Below are 19676 nucleotides of genomic sequence, written 5' to 3'. Positions count from 1 at the left end.
TCAGAACGCGTACCCGACTTCGAGCCAGTACTGGCGGCCCACCTCATAGGTCGAGACCGAGTTGCTGTTGACCAGCTGGTTGGCATTGACCGACTTCTTGTCGAGCACGTTGAACACATCGACATTGACGAACACCGTCTGGTCCTTGGCGGTGGGAATGCGCCAGCCCAGGCGCGTGTCCCAGGTCAGCGCGGCCTGGAATTTCTGTTCCTCCCAGACGTCCACCGAGGTCCCCATGTAGTCCACATTGCGCCCCGTGTCGCCAATGCGCTTGTAGCCGGCGCGGTAGCGCCAGAAGTTGCTCCATTGCAGGTTGGCCTGGGGGATCTCGGTGATGGTGGTCAGGCGGGCCGTCCAGGGCCGGTTGAAGTTGCTGGCCGGGCGGTCGTCATAGTTGATGAAGCTGCCCTGGTACTGGATCACGTTGTTCTGGTAGTAGAGGTTTTCGGCAGCGACGTAGGTCGGCGCGGAGGCCTTGCTGTCGGTCCAGTTGAGGGCCAGTTGTCCCCCGGTCTGGGTGCCCAGCAGGGTCCAGCGTTGCAGCGGCGTCACCGTCAGGGTGTAGGTGTCGGTCTCGCTTTTGCCGTCGTTGGTGTAGGTGGTGTAGTTGCTCGCCAGCGTCGGGTCCGTGGAGGGCTCGCCCAAGGTCTTTCCGGAGACCTGCACCACCTGGTCGCGGCCCTTGCGCTTGACATACTTGAGGGCGTATTCGACCCCGGCCCATTGCTGCACCACCCCCAGCATCAGCTCATCGTCGTAGGGAATGTCCAGCTGATTGAAACGCACCTGGTTGGCGGCGTTGGACTTGACCACCCAGGGTTTGTCCAGGCTGTCGCGGGTTTCGCTGAAGCGCAGGCGATTGCGCCCGTCCTGCAGCTGCCAGCTGCTGACGCTGCGTCCGTAGTAACGGTTGATCCCGGCATTGAGCAAGGTGGTGCGGTCGCCGAACAGGTCATATTCGAGGGAGAAGCGCGGCGCCCAGGTGGTCTTGTCCATGTAGTCGTCGCTGTCCACGCGCACGCCAGGGCGCAGGGTCAGTTGGCCGATGCTGATCTCGTCCTGCAACCAGCTGCCCCAGGAAGTGGTGGTGAAGTCGAACTCGCCGGGCGCGTAGCGGGTACGGCTTTTCATGTACTGGCCCGCCCAGCCGTTCAGGGTCTGGCCCATGTTGCAGGCAACGTTGTCGGTAACCCCGGCGCTGTTGGTGCAGGATTTGGTGGCCGCGGGGGCAACATAGGTGCTGCTGTCGGTCAGGCGCTCGTAGCGCACGTACTGGCGGGAGAACTCCAGGCCGGTCTGCGGGCGGTGGGTCATGCCCAACCAGTCAACGCTGCGCCAGTCGGCATTGAGCTTGTACTGCCAGGTGCGCTGCTGCTGCTCGATATCCCCCCAACCGCCTTCCAGGGTGTTGGAGGTGGCCTTGTTGCCGATGCCCCAGTCCTTGGTGGCCGACTTGCGCCAGTTCCAGTAGTCGGCCGAGTCCGACTGGCGGCTCTGTTCCTGGCCGCTCCATGCCAGGTGCTGTTCGACCCGCGCCAGCTCGCCGTCCCATATTGTGCGCAGGTTCAGCTGGGTGCCGCCGACCTTGTTGTCGTAACCCGAGTTGGCGACGTTGGCGCGGAAGTAATGACTCTCCTCCGGCGCATGGGTCACGCTGGTCTCGACAGTGAGCTGATCGCTGGCTCGCCACACCGATTTGAGGAAGTAGTTGTCGATGCGCCGTTCCTGCTTCTCCTCGTGAAAGCCCATTTCGTCGACGTTGGTATAGGAATAGAAACCCAGCGGGATGGTCGAGCGCTTCTGACTGAAGCTGCCGAGCAGGCCGAAATTCTCGGTCAGGTGCCCCTGCAGGGTGCCGCGAACGGTGACCTTGTTGAACCTGGGCTGCTCGTCGGGGGAGCCGGAATTCTCCATGCGCTGCTCTTCGCTTGCGTCGACGTGGTATTTGGTCCAGGCGGAACGGGTGGTCTGCACCGAGAACTTGCCGTGCAGGGCCTGGGTCGGCGCGCGGGTTTGCGCATCGATGACGCCGCCGTTGAAGCCGCCATAGGCCGCCGGCACGTTGCTGTCCAGGACCGTGATGTTCTCCAGCAGGTCGGTGTCCAGTGCCAGGCCCTGGCTGCGCCCCGGCACCGCGTCCAGCAATTGCACCCGGTATTCGGCCGGGTCGATGTCATTGTTCATGTTGATGCCATCCACCAGGAAGGCATTCTGGTAGAACTGCGCACCGTTGATGCTGATGTTGGCCGGGCTGATTTCACCGGGTGTCTTGCTGCTCAGTTGGGCGTCGTCGAACTGTACGTTGGGATGGCTGCGCAGCAGGCTGGTGATGTCGCCATTGCCGGCCGGCATCGCTTCGATCGTCGCGCGATCCACGCGGGTTTCACCCTGGGGCAGCAACCATTCACCAGGCACCTTGGTATTGCCCAGGCGGATCGGGTCGGTACGCGGGCGGGTCACTCGTTGCAACAGCAGGGCATCGTCGCCGATGTACTTCCATTCCAGATCGCTGCCCTTGAGCAGTTTCGCCAGCGCCTGATCGACGCTCAACTCGCCCTGCACTGCCGGAGCCTTCAGGTTGAGCAACAGTTGGCTCTCGACGCTGATCTGCAGGCCGGTCTGCTGGGCCAGCGCCATCAGCGCCGCACCCAGGGGCTGGCGCGGAATGTCGATGCTGTGCCGCGCTTGCGGATCAGCGGCCAGCAGCGGCAACGACACCGACAACCCAACCGACAGCCAAAGTAGACGCGCGCTGCGCCGGCAACCCTGAAAACTTGCTAGGGGGCGAATGGACATGCTCTGGTGACTCCCCGTTCAGTGCGAACAATACGCACCTGTTAATGAGAATGCTTACGATTAACTCAACGGGGCAATAAACGAACGGCGATCGCGAACTTCCAGAAGTTTTTGAAAATTATTGTTTTACCGGCGCCTGGGGCTCTTCATCGATCAGAGTGAGGTACGGCCCCCACTGCCTGAGATGCGCGCCCAGCGGTGCGATGGCCAGCTGCAGCGCGCTGACCGGCGAGCGCAGGTTCAGCGAAGCGGTGATGCGCCGCTCGCCCAGGGCGGAGTCCGTCAACAGCAGTACGCCGGGGTAATAGTCGCGCAGTGTCTCGATCACCTCGGACAGCGGCCGGTCATTGACCAGCAACTGCCACTGGCGCCAGGGGGCAACCTGGCCAGGCAACAGTCGACCGCGTTGTGGCGGGCTGTGGTCCAGGCCAAGGCGCAGGCTATCGCCGGGGCCCAGGGCCGGAGTCGCCAGTTCGCCGCGTCCATCACGAACCTGGACTGCGCCACTCTGCACTGCCACCTCTACGGCATGGCGGCTGAGGTCCACATCGAACGCAGTCCCTACGACCCTGACCGTCACGTTTGCAGCCTGCACCGTGAACGGGCGCGCGGCGTCGTGGCTGACCTCGAAGAACGCTTGCCCCCTGAGCAGGGTCACGGCCCGCGTACCCGGCTCGAAGGCCACTCGGATGGCACTGTCACTGCCCAGTTCGATGCGGCTGCCATCACTCAGACGCAGCTGTCGGTGCTCGCCGACGGGGCTGGCCAGGTCGGCCGGTGGTGCTCGCCCGACCAGCAACAGTACGCAGGCCGCCAGCGCGGCGGCGGCCATTGCACGTCGCCACCCGTGGCGCCGGCCCCGCAGTTTGTGCACGCTGGCTGGCACAGGTTGCGGCTCGGGCGTATCCAGTGGCTGCAGCAGACCACTGAGCAGCCAGACTTTCTCGGCCTTGCGCCAGGCGGCGGCATGGCGCTCATCAGCGGCCAGCCAGCGTGCATGGGCCTGGTGCAGCGACAGGTCATCGGGCGCGGCGCGGCATTGCAGCAGCCAGTCCATGGCTGCCTGCCATATAGGGTCGTGCTGCAGTGGAGCGGATACAGGGGAAGACAAGGGAGTCTCAGTCATCGGCCAGGTGCTCCGCACAATGGGTCAGTGCGTCCCGCACCAGCTGGTGCGCCAAGCTGGTGGAAATCTGCAATTGAACGGCGATTTCCTGGAACGTCATGTGCTGCAGGCGGTGCATGTGGAAGGCCCGGCGCGTGCGCTCCGGCAGCAGCGTCAGCGCGTCCTGCAGCAAGCGCAACTGGTCGCGGTGCAACGCCTGATGTTCCGGCGAAGGTGCGGTCGATGGCAACTCGTCGAGCAACTCGCCACCATCGGGGTGGCGGTTTTCCAGGGTCGAGCGCCGCAGCAGGTCGAAGGACAGGTTGCGCACGATACGGTACAGGTAGCCCACCGGGTTGTTCGGCTGGGCTCCTCCTGGGGCCTGGCCGCAGAAACGCAGCCAGGCTTCCTGGACCACCTCCTCGGCTTGAGCCCGGCAGCCGACGATGGGGGCCGAGTAGTCCACCAGCGCAGCGCGATGGGAAAGGTAGAGCTCGAGTTTGTCGCTGGGGCAAGACACGGCGGCGATCATTCAAGGCTGGATCAGACGAGGGGGTCGGCATTCTGCCCTTAACTGCAAATGATTATCAACTACAAACCTATGCGCACGGTCCCTGCCACTGACGCTTGAACCCATAGCCACGCCACGTGCAGACTGGCTGGCAGCCCAACTACAACTAAAAAAAGGATCCTCCCTGTGCGAACGTTTGACTTGATTCGTGATGCTGTCCTGCCGGAATTTCGCGAGCGCGTGGCCGAATACCTGGTCGAGTATGAAACCGTGCTCAATGCAGGCAGCGCCGACCCGCAAACCCGGCGCGCCGTGGCCTACCAGTTGCGGGGCTACTTGCGCGGGCTGAACACCACCCGGGTGCTGGGCATGGCGCAATGGGAGGAACTGGACCGGCGGGTGATCGCGTCATGGCTGGCCCCGTCCCAGGAGGACAGCAGCGCCCCGTGAGCCCGTCACACTTGGCATGGATGCAGCGTCGTGCATTGGGGTTTTTCTGATCCAGAGGGTCATTGGCGTTGAAGCACCCGGGTTTTTCTGCACAATGCATGCATCTGAATATGGATTCGAGGTTCACTGATGCACCTGACACCCCAAGACGAACGACTCATCAAGGCATTAGCCCAGGCCATCGTTGACCGCCCCCGGGCGACGCTCAAGGAGTTGGCCGAGTCCGCTGGGGTCAGCAAGGCCACGTTGCACCGTTTCTGCGGAACCCGTGACAACCTGGTGCAGATGATGGAGAACCATGGTGAAACCATACTCAACCGGATCATTGCGGCGATCGACCTGGAGCACGGTGAACCGCTGGCGGCGCTGCGGGCCTTGATCAGCGAACACCTGACCCACCGTGAAATGTTGATGTTCCTGCTGTTCCAGTACCACCCCGACACGCTTTGCTCGGATGACGACGACCGCTGGCAGGGCTATTGCGATGCCCTGGATGCCTTCTTTCTGCGCGGTCAGCAGCTGGGGGTGTTTCGCATCGACATCCCTGCGGCGGTCTTTACCGAGCTGTTCCTGACCATGATCTTCGGCATGGTCGATGCCGAACGCCGCGGACGGGCCGCCAGCGCCAATTCATTGAATGTACTGGAACAGCTGTTCCTTCATGGCGCCCTCGTTCCTCGCCCTCAATGATGCCATCGCCCCTGCCCTGCCTCCCCGATCGCCGTCCCCGGTAGAAAAAAAGAGCCCCGTGAGTCAAGGACCCACAGGGCTAAAATTGGTTGGATGCGGCCAACCAAAGGAGCGGTTACCGATCGCCCATGGCCATCGGTCTATTGCGCCGGCCAGCCTCCGCCCAGGGAGCGGAACAGGTCCACCAGGGCAATCTGCCGCTGGGTGCCGATCTCGATCAGCGCGGATTCGTTGACGAAGCTGCTGCGTTGCGCATCGAGGTAGCGCAGATGGCTGTCGATCCCTCCTTCATAACGGGCCTTGGCCAATTTCAGCGTTGCACTGCTGGTGCCGGCCAAGGCGCGCCGTGCGGCCTCTTCGCGGCGCAAGGTATCAGTGGCCGCCAGGGCATCGGCGACTTCACGAAAGGCCACTTGTATCGTGCCTTCATAGGCTGCCACGGCAGAATCCTTGCGGGCTTCGGCCAGGCTCAGTCCGGCGCGATTGCGGCCGGCATCGAACAAGGGCAGCGACAGGGTCGGCACGAAGCTCCAGGAGCGCGAGCCGCCGTCGAACAGGCCGGACACCTGCGCACTGGAGGTGCCGAGGCTGCCGGTCAGGCTGATCCGCGGGAAAAACGCCGCGCGCGCCGCACCGATATCGGCGTTGCGCGCCCGCAGGCGATGCTCGGCAGCCAGGATGTCCGGGCGTTGTTCCAACAGCGCCGAAGGCGCACCAGGCGCGATGTCCTGTACCAGCATCGGCTGCGAGTGCGGCCCCTGGGCAATGGAGTGCACCGCATCAGCGGTGCCCAGCAGCAGCACCAGGGCATTGAATGCCTGTTGTTTCTGGCGCAGGTTGCTTTCCTGTTCGGCCCGGGACTGTTCCACCAGCCCCAGGGCCTCCTGGTAATCCAGGGCGGTGGCGGCCCCACTGGCCCGGCGCTGACTGATCAGCGCCAGGGAGCTTTCACGGCTGGCCAGGGTCTGCTGGGTCAGCAGCCAGCGCCGCTGGGCGCCGTCATGGCTGAGGTAGGCCTGGCTGACCTCGGCAATCAGGGCAATGCGGGCTGCGCGGGCGGCCTCCTCGGTCGCCAGGTACTGCTGCAATGCCGCGTCGCTGAGGCTCTTGACCCGGCCGAACAGGTCCAGCTCGTACTCCGGCAGTGCCAGGCCCACCTGATAGGTGCTGGCAACCCCGGACTGGCCGTTGCTGGCCAGGTCCGCCGGCAGTCGCTGGCGATTGCCGCTGGCGCTGGCGCTCAGCCCCGGCACCCGCTCGGCCCGCTGGATGCGGTACTGCGCCCGGGCCTGTTCGATGTCCAGCAGGGTCTGGCGCAGCGGACGGTTGTTGTCCAGTGCGGTGCCTACCAGGCGCCGCAGTTGCGGATCGAGGATAAAGCTCTGCCAATCCAGCTCGCTGGCGGCCGAGACGGATGGGCGGGCGCCGCTCCAGTGCTCGGCCACCGGCGCGACCGGGCGTTCATAGGTCGGGGCCAGAGAGCAGCCCCCCAGGACCAGGGGCACCAGCAACCACAGGGGCAAAACGGCAATACGCATGGGGATCACTCCAGGCCCGGGGCCGGTTGTTCGACGGTGGCGGGTTTGGAGCGCAGCAGCGACAGGACCCAGACAAAACAGATCGGCACGAACACCACCCCCAGCAAGGTCGCGCTGAGCATGCCGCCGATCACCCCGGTGCCGATGGCCCGCTGGCTCGCCGCCCCGGCACCGGTGGCCAGGGCCAGGGGCACCACGCCGAGGATGAAGGCCAGGGAGGTCATGACGATCGGGCGAAAGCGCAGGCGTGCGGCCTCGATGGCGGCGTCGCGCAGGCTGTAGCCCTTCTCCCACAGTTCCTTGGCGAACTCGACGATGAGAATCGCGTTCTTCGCCGCCAGGCCGATGATGGTGATCAGGCCGACCTTGAAGTACACGTCGTTGGGCATGCCGGCGAGCATCACCGCCAGTACCGCACCCAGGGCGCCGATCGGCACGATCAGCATCACCGTCAAGGGAATCGCCCAGCTCTCGTAGAGCGCCACCAGCAGCAGGAACACCACCAGGATCGCCAGGGCGAACAGCTGCGTGGCCTGGCCGCTGGAGAGCTTTTCCTGATAGGACAGACCGGTCCACGAATAGCCGATGCCCGCCGGCAGCTCGGCCATCAGATGTTCCAGCTCGGCCATGGCCTGGCCGGTACTGAAACCTGGGGCGGCGTCACCGGAAATCCGGATCGACGGGTAGCCGTTGTAGCGCACCAGTTGCACCGGGCCTTCCTCCCAGTGGGTGGTGACGAAAGCACTGAGGGGCACCTGCTCGCCACTGGCATTGGGCACATAGAGCCTGAGCACACTTTCCGGGGTCATCCGTTCGCCCTGCTCGGCCTGCACCACCACCCGCTGCTGGCGCCCGGCGTTGGAGAAGTCGTTGATCACCGCGGAACCGAACGCCGTGGACAGGGTGCTGTTGATGGTCTCGAAAGTAACGCCCAGGGCCCGGGCTTTCTCGCGGTCGATGTCCAGCCGCAACTGCGGAGCCTCGGCCAGGCCTTCCATCATCGCGTAGAGGATCTTCGGGTTGCTGTTGGCCTGCATCAGCAGGCGATCGCGGGCATCCAGCAGGGCTTGGCGACCCAGGCCCGCACGGTCCTGCAGGCGCAGGGCGAAACCGCCCGAGCTGCCCAGGCCGTCGATCGGCGGTGGCGTCACCGCAGTGATGGTGCCATCGCCATAGCCGTAAAACTGCTCATTCACCGCGGCAGTCACGGCGGCGGCCGACTGGTCCTTGCCCCGTACCGACCAGTCCTTGAAGGTCGGGAACGCCAGCGCGGCGTTCTCGCCCATGCCGGAGAAGCTGAAACCGGTGACCAGGAAAGACGAAGCCACCGCCTCCTGGGCCATCAGCATACGCTCCAGGTCCTGGCTGGTCTGGTCGGTGCGACTGCGGCTCGCGCCGGGTGGCAGTTGCACGTCGACAATGGCGTAGCCCTGGTCTTCCACCGGGACAAAGGATTCCGGCAGGCGCAGGTAGAAGAATCCGAGCAAGACCACCACCCCCAGGTACACCAGCATGCAGCGCCCGGCTTTGGCCACCAGCGCGCTGTTCATCCGCGAGTAGCGCTGGGTCAGGCGAGTGAAGCCGTTGTTGAAGGCGCCGAAGAACCCGCCCTTGTGGTGATGCCCGTGGGGGATCGGCTTGAGCAGCGTGGCGCACAGCGCCGGGGTGAAGGTCAGCGCGAGGAAACCCGAGAACAGGATCGATACCGCCAGGGACAGGGAAAACTGCTGGTAGATCACCCCCACCGAGCCGGACATGAACGCCAGCGGCATGAACACCGCCGAGAGCACCAGGGTGATGCCGATGATCGCTCCCGACACCTGGCCCATGGCCTTGACCGTGGCCGCCGCCGGCGAAAGGCCTTCTTCGGCCATGATGCGCTCGACGTTCTCCACCACCACGATGGCGTCGTCCACCAGGATGCCGATGGCCAGGACCATGCCGAACATGGTCATCATGTTCACCGAGAACCCCAGCAGGTACATCACCGCCAGGGTGCCGGCCAGGCACACCGGCACCACGATCGACGGAATCAGCGTGTAGCGCACGTTCTGCAGGAACAGGAACATCACCAGGAACACCAGGACCATGGCTTCGATCAGGGTGTAGATGACCTTTTCAATCGCCACCTCGACAAAGCGCGAGGTGTCATAGGGCACGGAATACTCCACGCCTTCCGGGAAATACGCCGACAACTCGGCCAGGCGCTCCTTCACCGCCGCGGCGGTCTGGATCGCGTTGGCCCCCGGTGACAGCTGGATGGCGCCTGCCACCGCTGGTTTACCGTCCAGGCGCGAGGAAAAGTTGTAGCTCTCGCTGCCGATGGCCAGGCGCGCGACATCGCCGAGCACGACCCGGGAGCCATCCTGGTTGGCCCGCAGGACAATCCGCGCGAACTCCTGCGGGTCATCCAGGGTGCCCTTCACCGCCAGGGTTGCGGTCAACTCCTGCTCGGAACTGCCGGGAGCACCGCCGAAGCTGCCGGCCGGTACCTGCACGTTCTGCCCGCGAATGGCGTTGCTCACGTCATCGATGGATAGGCCGTAGCCCACCAGTTTCTGCGGGTCGATCCACACCCGCATGGCCGCTTCGGAGGAGAAGAACTGCAACTTGCCCACCCCCGGGACGCGGCGCAGCTCGTTGTTGATGTTGCGCGCAGCATAGTCGCCCAGGGCGGTGGTATCCGAATTGGCTGCGGCGTCCTTGTAGCTCAGGGCATAGATCAACAGGAAACCGGCACTGGTCTGCTCGACTTCGATGCCTTGAGTCAGCACGGCCTGGGGCATGCGCGCCTCGGCCTTCTTCAGGCGGTTCTGCACATCCACCTGGGCCAGTTGCGGGTCGGTGCCGGGCTCGAACGTCACCAGCACTTCAGCAACGCCGTTGGAGTTGTTGGTCGACTCGAAATACAGCAGGTGCTTGGCGCCGTTGAGCGACTCTTCGATCACGCTGGTGACCGAATCCACCAGCACCTTCGCCGACGCGCCGGGATAAGTGGCAGTGACCGTAATCTGCGGTGGCGCCACATTCGGGTACTGGGCCACGGGCAGTGCTGGAATCACCAGCAGGCCAGCCAGGGAGATGAACAGCGCCATGACCCAGGAAAAGTTCGGGCGCTTGATAAAAAACAGAGACATTGCTGATCCTCGTGGCGATCCGGGTCTCAATGACCCAGGGCCTGTTGCTCAAGCGCCTGCTGCGGCGCGACCTTGGTGCCCGGCTGCAAGCCTGCACTACCGCCAACGATGACCTGGTCACCGCTCTTGAGCCCTTCGCTGATCTGCCAGCGCGAACCCTGCATGGTTCCGGTGCGCACCCCGCGCACCTGGGCCCGGCCGTCCTCGTCCACTACCAGCACCCGGGCGTTGCCGTCACCGCCGCGCTGGACTGCCCGCTGCGGCACCAGGATCGCCTGGTTGTCGGTACCCTGCGGGGTACGCACCCGCACGTACATGCCCGGCAGCAGGATGCCGTCGGCGTTGTCGAACCTGCCCCGCAGGGAAACCTGGCCAGTGCTGCGGTCCACCGCTACATCGGTGAATTGCAGCGCGCCCTGGCGCTCATAGGAGGTGCCGTCGACGCGGATCGACAAGGCACGGCTATCGCCGGCTGCCAGGCTGCCATCCTTGAAGGACTGGCGCAGGCGCAAGGCGTCGGCGGCAGACTGGTTGAAGTCGACGTAGATCGGATCCAACTGCTGGATACGCGCCATCAAGGTCGCCTCGCCCTGCCCCACCAGCGCACCCTCGGTCACCAGGGCTCGCCCGACCCGTCCGGAAATCGGCGCGGTCACCGAGGCATAGCCCAGGTTCAGGCGCGCGTTTTCCAGGTCGGCCTGGGCGCTACGGGTGGCCGCCTGGGCACTGCGCAAATCAGCACTGGCGGTGTCGAAGTCCTGCTGGCTGACCGCCTCGATCTTCACCAGTGGCTCATAACGCTTGACCCGAGCCTGGGCCTCCAGGACCACCGACTGGGTGCGGGCCAGCTCGGCCTCAGCCCGGGACAGCGCCGCCTTGAGCGGCGCCGGATCGATCTGGAACAGCAGATCGCCGGCCTTGACGTCGGCCCCTTCGTCGAAACGCTTGTGCAGGACGATGCCTGCGACCCGGGCCCGCACCTCGGCAACCCGCATCGGTTCGACCCGCCCAGGCAGTTCCGACACCAACGTCAGGGGCTCGGCCACCACGGCGACCACTTGTACCGGAAACGCTACTTCGGCGGCTTCCTGCTGTTCACTTGCCGGTCCACATCCGGCCAACATGATGGCGACTGCCAACGAGCCGGCCATCCCTACTGCACGCAAATTGCCCATGTATCACCCGGCCTTGTCTGGAAACGGCTCGAATGGTACTTTTCAAATCCTGATGAGTCAAATATGTCTCATATGAAATATTTAAGGCTTCGCCTCTTCACCTTGGAGAACGACCCTCGACATGCACGCGTTCGTCAATTCCTCACGCCCAGCGCAAATCGCCCAGGCTGCACAGCCTCATGATGAGCGTCTTCTCAAGCGCCTGACCCTGGCCTTTATCGACCGTCCTCGGGCCACCATGCGTGAACTGGCGCAATTGGCCGGGGTCAGCAAGGCCACCCTGCACCGCTTCTGCGGCACCCGGGAAAACCTCGGGCACAGGCTGGAAGCCCATGCCCGGGGTGTGCTCGAACGCATCATCGACAATGCTCGATTGCAGCAGGCCGCGCCCCTCGAGGCCCTGGCGTGGCTGATCGACGAACACCTGGCGCACCGGGAGCTGCTGGCCTTCCTGATTGCCCGCTACCGCCCGGATTTTCTTGAAGTGAGCGGCGAAGATTCGCCCTGGCGGTTCTACCTCGATGCCCTTGACGATTTTTTCCTGCGGGGCCAGCAGCAGGGAATACTGCGCATCGATATCACCGCGGCGATCTTCACCGAGCTCTTCATCACCTTGATCTACGGCATGGTGGATGCCGAGCGCCGCGGGCGTGCAGCCAGCGCCAATTCGGCCGACGCATTGCTGCGGATGTTTCTGCATGGGGCCTTGCAGGACGGGCCTGGCGAGCAGGCCCGCTGACCAGGCTGTGTGCCTGGGGCTCATCCCTGAGCTTGCACTCAGTCCAGTTCCTTGCCTGCGGTTTCAGGGGCCAGTTTCAGCCCCACCAGGGACAGCACAATGGCGGCAAACATGTACCAGGCCGGCGCATTCGGATTGCCGGTGAGACTGACCAGGCCCGTGGCGAAGAGCTGGGTAAAGCCGCCGAACAGGGCCACCCCCACGCAATAGGCGATGGACATGCCGCTGGCCCTGATCTGCACCGGAAACAGCTCCGGCAGGATCGCCAAGTTAGGCACGATGGTGTAGGTCAAGGGGATGCTGAGCAAGGTCACCACCAGCAACAGGACTCCGATGTTCGGGTGCTGGTTGATGAGCAGGAACGCCGGATAGATCGCCACCAGCAGAATCGGCAATGGCCAGAAGATCGACTTGCGGCGCCCGATGCGATCACTCAGACGGCCAGCGTGGGCCGACAGCAGCAACGGCGGCAGGCAGGCGAAGATCGCGGCCCAGGTCGCCACGCCCAGGGGCATGCCCAACACACTGATGGCATGGTTGGCCAGGTAGAACTGGATGGTGTAGATCGGCACCGTGGCGCCGATCACCAGCAGCACCCCGGCGAGGATCTGCCGCGGATGCGCCAGCAACAGTTGCACCTGGCTGGAACTGCTGGGCCGTTGCTGGTGCCGGACGAGGTTGCGGTGCACCTCGGGCTCCTGCAGCCGGTGGCGGATGTATTCGCTGACCGGAATCGCCAGGATGCCGATGGCAAAGACCAGTCGCCAGCCCCAGCTGTCCATCGCTTCTGCCGTCAGCAGATTGCTCAGGCCCATCACCAGTACCCCGCCAAAGACGATACCAAGGCTCTGGCTGAAGGTTTGCCAGCTGCAGTAGTAGCCCCGTGAATGCTTGTCCGCATACTCCATCAGCATGGTGGTGGAGGTGCCGATCTGGCCGCCAACGGCAAACCCCTGGATCAACCGGGCCACGATGATCACGGCCGGCCCGAACAGCCCGGCCTGGGCATAGGTGGGGGCCACGGTGAACAGCAACGAGCCGATGGCCATCAGCCACAGGGTCAGGCGCAATGCCGCTTTGCGGCCCACGCGGTCGGCGTACAGGCCGATCACCAGGCCTCCCAGCGGGCGCATCACGAACCCGGTGCCGAACACCGCCAGTGACAGCATCAGGGGAATCAGCGAGTGGTCGCCAAAGGGAAAGAACAGCCGGGCCATCAGGGTCGCCAGCATGCTGTAGACCAGGAAGTCGTAGAACTCCAGGGCGTTGCCCACGCAGATCACGGCAATGGCCCGGGGATTCTTCGGCGGGCTTGATTCGGTGCAGGTTTCGAGCAGGGTTGTTGTTGCTTTTGTTGTCATCAACGGATCCTCTCAGGTTGTCGATTCAGGCCAGAAAACGCTGTGCCAGCCGGACCCAGAAACTGGCCCCCAACGGCAGGGCCTGGTCATTGAAGTCATACCCCGGGTTATGCACCTCACAGCTGCCCACGCCGTCGCCGTTGCCGATCAGCAGGTAACAGCCCGGCACCTGTTCCAGCCAGTAGGCGAAGTCATCGCTGGCGCATATCGGGCGCATGCCCTGCACCAGGCCCTGCTCGCCCAGCCAATCGCGGATCACCTCGGCGGCCAGGTGGCTGGCGCTCGGATCGTTGACCAGCACCGGATAACCTTCGCCAACGATCACCTCGGCCCTGGCGCCATAACCCTGGGCATGCAGGCGTGCCAGGTCCTCGATCCGTTGTCTGAGCATCTGCCGCACCTGGGGCTGCAGCGCCCGGACACTCAGGCGCAGCTCCGCTTGCTCGGGGATCACGTTGGGCGCATCACCGGCGAGAAACGCACCGACGGTGATAATCGCGGTTTCGCTGGGTGGCGCATTGCGCGAGACCACGCTCTGCAACGCCATGACCAGGGACGCACCGACCAGCACCGGATCCACCGCCTTGTCCGGCATGGCGCCATGCCCGCCGGTGCCATGGATGAGGATGCGTATGCTGTCGGTCGAGGCCATGCAGGGCCCGCCGAGCACTCCGAACTGGCCGAGCGGCATGCCCGGTGAATTGTGCAAGGCGAAGATGGCAGCGCAGGGAAACAGTTCGAACACGCCCTCATCGAGCATGCGCTTGGCCCCGGAACCCCCGTGGCCCTCCTCCGCCGGCTGGAAGAACAGGTGCAGGGTGCCGCGCCAGGTCCGTTCCCGGGCCAGTTCGCAGGCTGCGGCCAGCAGCATCGCGATGTGCCCGTCATGGCCACAGGCGTGCATCTTGCCGGGGGTGCGGCTGCGCCACGGTTGTTGCCCCTGTTCTTGTATCGGCAAGGCATCCAGTTCTGCCCGCAGCCCCAGGGACGGCCCGCTGCCATTGCGCAAGGTGCCCACCACCGCGGTGCCGGCCAGGTGCTGATGGACCTCGTAGCCCCATTCGCGCAGGTGGTGGATCACCCGCTCCCGGGTGAGGAATTCTTCGTAGCCCAGCTCGGGCTCGGCGTGGATCGCCTGCCTGAGTTCGATCATGGCCGGGGTGATATCGGCGATGCCGGGGGTTATCCAGGTTTTATGCATGGGGTTATGTCCTGAGCGTCAAGGAAGGCTGGCACCGCCATTGAACCGGTCCAGGCCTTGTGGCTAACCTAGCGCCGCGAACCGGCGGACATAAGCCGCAAAAACGTTGTCGTGACAACCTTTGGTATTCAGGAGAGGCAAGCCCGTGAAGTTGCATCAATTGCAGGCGTTGATCGCGGTGGCCGAGGGCGGTGGGATACGCGCCGCCGCTCGCGGGCTGGGATTGTCCCAGGCGGCCGTGACCCGGGCCCTGCGCGAGCTGGAGGATGAACAGGGCCTGCCCTTGCTGACCCGCCATGCAGGGGGCGCACGGCTGACGACCGCGGGGCAGATCCTGCTGCCCCACGCCACGCAGATCGCCAACCAGTTGCAAAATGCCCAGAGGGATTTGGCCAGCCTGCGCGGAGAAACCCCGTCCAGGCTCTGCGTCGGGGTCACACCCTGGCTTGGGCAGACGCTCCTGGCCCCGGCCGTGCGGGCTTTTCGCCAAGCGCTGCCGGCCGTTCAACTGGAGTTGTACGAAGGCTTGCAGGCGGTCAGCCTGCCGTTGCTGCGCAGCGGTCTGATGCACCTGACCCTGGGCCCTGCCAGTGCCCTGCCCGCCCAGGAGTTCGTCCATCTGCCCCTGGCGCGCTATCGCATGCGGGTTCTGGCATCGCGCGCTCACCCGCAACGCGCCGCCCGCTCACTGGGGCAATTGCTCGATGAAGACTGGGTAATGAACTTCAGCCAGTCCAGCTACGCTGCGGTGATCCATGAACTGTTCAGCCGGCACGGCTTCAGCGTGCCGCCCGGACGCATCGTGTGTGCCCAGTCCAGCGCCATGCTCAGCAGCCTGATCGTCGATGCCGGCATGCTCGGCTACTCCCCCGAGCCCATGCTCCTGTGCGCCCCCTTGCGCGAAAGCGCCCAGGCGCTGGAGCTGGAGGAGCCCCTCGAAGAGGCCGACATCAGTGTGATTCACCTGCGCGACCAGCCCCTGGACTCGGCCGCCCGCTGCTTTATCCAGTGCCTGCAAACGACCCTGAAAGCCTGCAACCGCTCGCGCGAGGACCACCACCAGCGCCTGGCCAGAATGCTCAGCCTGCAGTTCTGAGCGGATCAGGCGCTCGGCAGAATATCCGTCACCTCGCTTTACCCTTAAACTGCCCGGCAGATCACCCTTTTCCCCATGCCACAAGAGCTCTCCATGACCAATCCGGACCTGACCTTCATTCCCGATCCCGACGCCGACTCCATTTCCTCCGACGTTGCCGGCTTCGGCGGCCTGCTGGTTTCCACCCAGATCCCCACCCGCGCCGACGGCAGCCTGGAACTGGGCGACATCAGCGCGCAGAGCGAATGCACCCTGCAGGCGCTGAAGGTGGCCCTCGAAGGTGCCGGCAGCTCCATGGACCGGGTCCTGCACCTGACCATCTACCTCACCGACATGGCCGACCGCGCCGCCTTCAACCAGGTCTACCAGCGCTTCTTCGCCAAGCCCTGGCCCGTGCGCGCTGCGGTCGGCGTCGCCGCCCTGGCAGTGGAAGGCATGCGTGTGGAAGTCACCGCGATGGCCGCCAAGGGCTGAACCGGCTGCCACAGCTGCGGCCGTGCGATGCCGGCGGCCGCCATCGGGCAGCACACAGGTGCCGGTCGAGCGTTTCGCCGCTACAATGCGCGCCTCGACCGTGACAAGCCTGATTAAAAAAATATGTCCTTGCCCAAGCATCACCTGGAACTGCTCAGCCCTGCCCGCGATGTGGCCATCGCCCGCGAGGCCATCCTGCATGGCGCCGACGCCGTGTACATCGGCGGCCCGAGCTTCGGCGCCCGTCATAACGCCAGCAACGAGGTGGGTGAAATCGCCCAGTTGGTGGAGTTCGCCCGGCGCTATCACGCCCGGGTCTTCACCACCCTCAACACCATCCTCCACGACAACGAGCTGGAACCGGCGCGCAAGCTGATCCACCAGTTGTACGACGCAGGGGTCGATGCGTTGATCGTCCAGGACCTGGGGGTGATGGAGCTGGACATTCCGCCCATCGAGCTGCACGCCAGCACCCAGACCGATATCCGCACCCTGGAGCGGGCCAGGTTTCTCGACCAGGCCGGTTTCTCGCAGTTGGTATTGGCCCGTGAACTGAACCTGAAGGAAATCAGCGCGATTGCCGCCGAAACCGACGCGGCCATCGAGTTCTTCATTCACGGCGCCCTGTGCGTGGCGTTTTCCGGCCAGTGCAATATCTCCCACGCCCAGACCGGGCGCAGCGCCAACCGTGGCGACTGCTCCCAGGCCTGCCGCCTGCCCTACACCCTCAAGGACGAGCACGGCGGCGTGATCGCCTACGAGAAACACCTGCTGTCGATGAAGGACAACAACCAGAGCGCCAACATCCGCGCCCTGGTGGAAGCCGGCGTGCGCTCGTTCAAGATCGAGGGGCGCTACAAGGACATGGCCTATGTGAAGAACATCACGGCCTACTACCGCCAGCGCCTGGACGACGTTCTCGAAGACCGTCCGGACCTGGCCCGGGCGTCCAGCGGCCGCACCGCGCACTTCTTCGTCCCCGACCCGGACAAGACCTTCCACCGTGGCAGCACCGACTATTTCGTCAGTGAGCGCAAGATCGACATCGGCGCCTTCGATTCGCCGACCTTCACCGGTCTGCCAGTGGGCACCGTGGAAAAAGTCGGCAAGCGCGACCTGCAAGTGGTGACCTTCGAGCCGCTGTCCAACGGCGACGGCCTCAACCTGCTGGTCAAGCGTGAAGTGGTGGGCTTTCGCGCCAACATCGCCGAGGCCCGCGGCGAATTCGAGGAAGACGGCGAGAAGCGCTACCGCTATCGGGTCGAGCCCAACGAGATGCCCGAAGGCCTGCATCGCCTGCGGCCCAACCATCCCCTGAGCCGCAACCTCGACCACAACTGGCAACAGGCCCTGACCCGCACCTCTTCCGAGCGCCGCATCGGCCTGTCCTGGCTCGCACGCTTGAGCGCGGAGCGTCTGGAACTGAGCGCCACCAGCGAAGAAGGCATCAAGGCCAGCGTCACCCTGGATGGCCCGTTCGGCGTGGCCAACAAACCGGAACAGGCCCTGGAGCAATTGCGCGACCTGCTGGGGCAACTGGGCACCACCCTCTACCACGCCACCGACATCAAGCTGGACGCGCCCCAGGCGTATTTCATTCCCAACTCCCAGCTCAAGGCCCTGCGCCGTGAGGCGATCGAAGCCCTGGATGCGGCACGCATCACCGCGCACCCACGGGGTAGCCGCAAGGCCGAGAGCAACCCGCCGCCGGTGTACCCGGAGTCGCACCTGTCGTTCCTGGCCAACGTCTACAACCAGAAGGCCCGGGACTTCTACCACCGCCACGGGGTGCAGTTGATCGACGCTGCGTTCGAGGCCCACGAAGAGCACGGCGACGTGCCGGTGATGATCACCAAGCACTGCCTGCGCTTCTCCTTCAACCTGTGCCCCAAGCAGGCCAAGGGCGTGACCGGCGTGCGCACCAAGGTGGCGCCGATGCAACTGGTGCACGGTGACGAAGTGCTGACCCTGAAGTTCGACTGCAAGCCCTGCGAAATGCACGTGGTGGGCAAGATCAAGGGCCATATCCTCGACCTGCCGCTACCAGGCAGCGCCGGCGATTCCGTTGTCGGCCATATCAGCCCTGAAGACCTGCTCAAGACCATTCACCGCGCACCGCACTGAGTGACCCGCGAGCGTGGCCAGGGGCCGCGCTCGCCTGCTCCCCCGTCAAGCCGGCAGGCGGGTGGTCATGTGCCGGTAGCGTTGCGTGCCGCAGCGCAGGCAGCGCTGACACAGCAACTGGCCCTCGCTGGGTTGTTCTTTGGTGCACCACCGGCAACCACGCACCAGACAGACAATGCTCATGCCCCTTCTCCCGATGCCCTTCTTGCCGGGCTCCTACCCTGACTGACCACGCGGGCTCCCGAAGGTTTGGCCGGATGTGCCGCGCCCACCCATGAGCCGGCTCAAGACCCCGGGTTGGTCACCTGGATGTACACCGCCCAGCTCCCCAACAGCAGCCAGAACACCGCGAACAACCAGGGGGAGCGCATGGAAAACAGCAACGACTTGCGATAGCCCTTGTGGCTCGATTCGCTCTCGCAGAACAGTGGCGATTCGTCGTAGGCCAGGCCCATCAGCGGCTCACTGTGCAGCAGGTGGCTCTGCTTGAAGTGCCAGTGATCGATGATCTCGTACGCGGCCCTGATCCCCGGCCAGGCATTGAGGGAACTGAGGATTCCCAGCAACGCCAGAAACGGCGGCACCGACAGGGTAAAGAGCTTGCCCCACTCCGGATTGAGGTTGGCCATGCAGGACGCGAAGGCGATCACCAGAAAGGCCTGGGCCGTCAGGTACGCGTCGGTGCGGTTGGCCAGGATGGTGGTTTCGTACTGGATTTCCCGGCGGTAGAAGTCCAGGCGCTCCTTGGGTGAGCCGAACATCTTGGCGTTGTGCTCGCTGAGTTCGGCTTCATCCACCTGGGACATGAGGATTCTGGGCACGGCAAGGTCTTCCTCGGTTATGCAGTCAATACTGCGTCTCAGCCTTTGCCGGCATTCGACGCGGCGGCGTCACGGCTCAACGCCTTGGGGCCGACGCAGAGCCAGAGCAGCAGCCCCAGCAAGGGTAAAAAGATGATCACCACGATCCACAGCCCCTTGTTTTCGGCCCGCGCAGCGCTTTTGAGCAAAGCCTTGATGGCCCAGAGTTCGGCCAGCAGCACCAGCACTGCCAGAGCGATCCAGATGTATTCGATAGGCATGAAGTTCCTCCCGGTCTGAACTGCTTTAGGTGGGCGGCGCAAGCGAGGGTTCATTAAGTTTGCGCACTGGCAGCTCCCCGGACAGGGAAACGGCGGACAAGGCCCTGCACGCGGTGACATCCTGATTGAATTTAACGCTGCTTGTTGCGGTCTATAGCGCGCCTCTCAAGTCGCAAACAGGTATAGTTGCCGGCTTGC

General features: G+C 64.4%; 17 protein-coding genes. 6 read left to right on the top strand and 11 right to left on the bottom strand.

Annotated features, from left to right (window positions below):
* The 3 genes from ACZ5BO_RS17575 to ACZ5BO_RS17565 form a co-directional block, all read right to left on the bottom strand.
* Nucleotides 1-2796: a secretin and TonB N-terminal domain-containing protein gene (locus ACZ5BO_RS17575; RefSeq protein ID WP_464695895.1), complete on the bottom strand. Its 2796-nt coding sequence runs from the start codon at nucleotides 2794-2796 to the stop codon at nucleotides 1-3.
* Nucleotides 2797-2914: 118 nt separating this feature from the next.
* Nucleotides 2915-3853, bottom strand: coding sequence for a FecR family protein (locus tag ACZ5BO_RS17570; protein WP_256244351.1), 939 nt, complete (start codon nucleotides 3851-3853; stop codon nucleotides 2915-2917).
* Between the two features lie 61 nt (nucleotides 3854-3914).
* The gene (locus tag ACZ5BO_RS17565) at nucleotides 3915-4433 is read right to left on the bottom strand and encodes a sigma-70 family RNA polymerase sigma factor (protein WP_029978409.1); all 519 of its coding nucleotides are present in this window, start codon (nucleotides 4431-4433) and stop codon (nucleotides 3915-3917) included.
* A 165-nt stretch (nucleotides 4434-4598) separates the two neighbouring features.
* On the opposite strand from ACZ5BO_RS17565, the gene ACZ5BO_RS17560 reads away from it, so the two are divergent.
* Nucleotides 4599-4862 (top strand): hypothetical protein, encoded by a 264-nt coding sequence (locus ACZ5BO_RS17560; RefSeq protein WP_025128963.1) that lies wholly within the window; start codon nucleotides 4599-4601, stop codon nucleotides 4860-4862.
* Between the two features lie 129 nt (nucleotides 4863-4991).
* On the top strand, nucleotides 4992-5552 hold the full coding sequence (locus ACZ5BO_RS17555; protein WP_025128964.1) for a TetR/AcrR family transcriptional regulator: 561 nt from the start codon (nucleotides 4992-4994) through the stop codon (nucleotides 5550-5552).
* A 140-nt stretch (nucleotides 5553-5692) separates the two neighbouring features.
* Here the strand turns inward: ACZ5BO_RS17555 and ACZ5BO_RS17550 are convergent, their stop codons facing one another.
* From ACZ5BO_RS17550 to ACZ5BO_RS17540, 3 genes are read right to left on the bottom strand one after another with little or no spacing between them, the layout of a single operon-like run.
* Entirely contained in the window at nucleotides 5693-7090 is a 1398-nt protein-coding gene (locus ACZ5BO_RS17550) for an efflux transporter outer membrane subunit (RefSeq protein WP_464695894.1), read from the bottom strand.
* Between the two features lie 5 nt (nucleotides 7091-7095).
* Nucleotides 7096-10227 (bottom strand): multidrug efflux RND transporter permease subunit, encoded by a 3132-nt coding sequence (locus ACZ5BO_RS17545; protein WP_464695893.1) that lies wholly within the window; start codon nucleotides 10225-10227, stop codon nucleotides 7096-7098.
* A 26-nt stretch (nucleotides 10228-10253) separates the two neighbouring features.
* Nucleotides 10254-11402 carry a MexC family multidrug efflux RND transporter periplasmic adaptor subunit gene (locus ACZ5BO_RS17540; protein ID WP_464695892.1) on the bottom strand — a complete coding sequence of 383 codons (1149 nt, stop codon included), beginning with the start codon at nucleotides 11400-11402 and terminating at the stop codon, nucleotides 10254-10256.
* A gap of 121 nt (nucleotides 11403-11523) precedes the next feature.
* Here ACZ5BO_RS17540 and ACZ5BO_RS17535 point away from each other — a divergent pair, with 121 nt between their 5' ends.
* Nucleotides 11524-12141, top strand: a complete 618-nt coding sequence (locus tag ACZ5BO_RS17535; RefSeq protein WP_025128967.1) for a TetR/AcrR family transcriptional regulator — start codon at nucleotides 11524-11526, stop codon at nucleotides 12139-12141.
* A 38-nt stretch (nucleotides 12142-12179) separates the two neighbouring features.
* On the opposite strand, the gene ACZ5BO_RS17530 is transcribed toward ACZ5BO_RS17535, so the two are convergent.
* Nucleotides 12180-13502 (bottom strand): MFS transporter, encoded by a 1323-nt coding sequence (locus ACZ5BO_RS17530; RefSeq protein ID WP_464695891.1) that lies wholly within the window; start codon nucleotides 13500-13502, stop codon nucleotides 12180-12182.
* Between the two features lie 25 nt (nucleotides 13503-13527).
* Complete coding sequence (locus tag ACZ5BO_RS17525) at nucleotides 13528-14703, bottom strand: M20 aminoacylase family protein (protein ID WP_464695890.1); 1176 nt, start codon at nucleotides 14701-14703, stop codon at nucleotides 13528-13530.
* Between the two features lie 145 nt (nucleotides 14704-14848).
* On the opposite strand from ACZ5BO_RS17525, the gene ACZ5BO_RS17520 reads away from it, so the two are divergent.
* From ACZ5BO_RS17520 to ACZ5BO_RS17510, 3 genes are all read left to right on the top strand, one after another.
* The gene (locus ACZ5BO_RS17520; protein WP_464695888.1) at nucleotides 14849-15799 is read left to right on the top strand and encodes a LysR family transcriptional regulator; all 951 of its coding nucleotides are present in this window, start codon (nucleotides 14849-14851) and stop codon (nucleotides 15797-15799) included.
* A gap of 93 nt (nucleotides 15800-15892) precedes the next feature.
* Nucleotides 15893-16273, top strand: a complete 381-nt coding sequence (locus ACZ5BO_RS17515) for a RidA family protein (protein WP_464695887.1) — start codon at nucleotides 15893-15895, stop codon at nucleotides 16271-16273.
* Between the two features lie 123 nt (nucleotides 16274-16396).
* Nucleotides 16397-18397, top strand: coding sequence for a peptidase U32 family protein (locus ACZ5BO_RS17510; RefSeq protein ID WP_464695886.1), 2001 nt, complete (start codon nucleotides 16397-16399; stop codon nucleotides 18395-18397).
* Nucleotides 18398-18442: 45 nt separating this feature from the next.
* Here ACZ5BO_RS17510 and ACZ5BO_RS17505 read toward each other — a convergent pair whose 3' ends face one another.
* The 3 genes from ACZ5BO_RS17505 to ACZ5BO_RS17495 all read right to left on the bottom strand — a co-directional run bounded on the left by ACZ5BO_RS17505 (nucleotide 18443) and on the right by ACZ5BO_RS17495 (nucleotide 19478).
* Nucleotides 18443-18580: a PSPA7_2676 family Cys-rich small protein gene (locus tag ACZ5BO_RS17505; protein WP_464695885.1), complete on the bottom strand. Its 138-nt coding sequence runs from the start codon at nucleotides 18578-18580 to the stop codon at nucleotides 18443-18445.
* 101 nt (nucleotides 18581-18681) lie between these two features.
* Nucleotides 18682-19203: a hypothetical protein gene (locus ACZ5BO_RS17500; protein ID WP_115658605.1), complete on the bottom strand. Its 522-nt coding sequence runs from the start codon at nucleotides 19201-19203 to the stop codon at nucleotides 18682-18684.
* 53 nt (nucleotides 19204-19256) lie between these two features.
* Nucleotides 19257-19478, bottom strand: a complete 222-nt coding sequence (locus ACZ5BO_RS17495; RefSeq protein ID WP_025128974.1) for a PLDc N-terminal domain-containing protein — start codon at nucleotides 19476-19478, stop codon at nucleotides 19257-19259.
* Nucleotides 19479-19676: the final 198 nt, after the last annotated feature.

The organism is Pseudomonas sp. FFPRI_1 (assembly GCF_055384485.1).
Note: the sequence above shows the minus strand (reverse complement) of the source record. Positions and strands in the feature narration are given on the sequence as shown.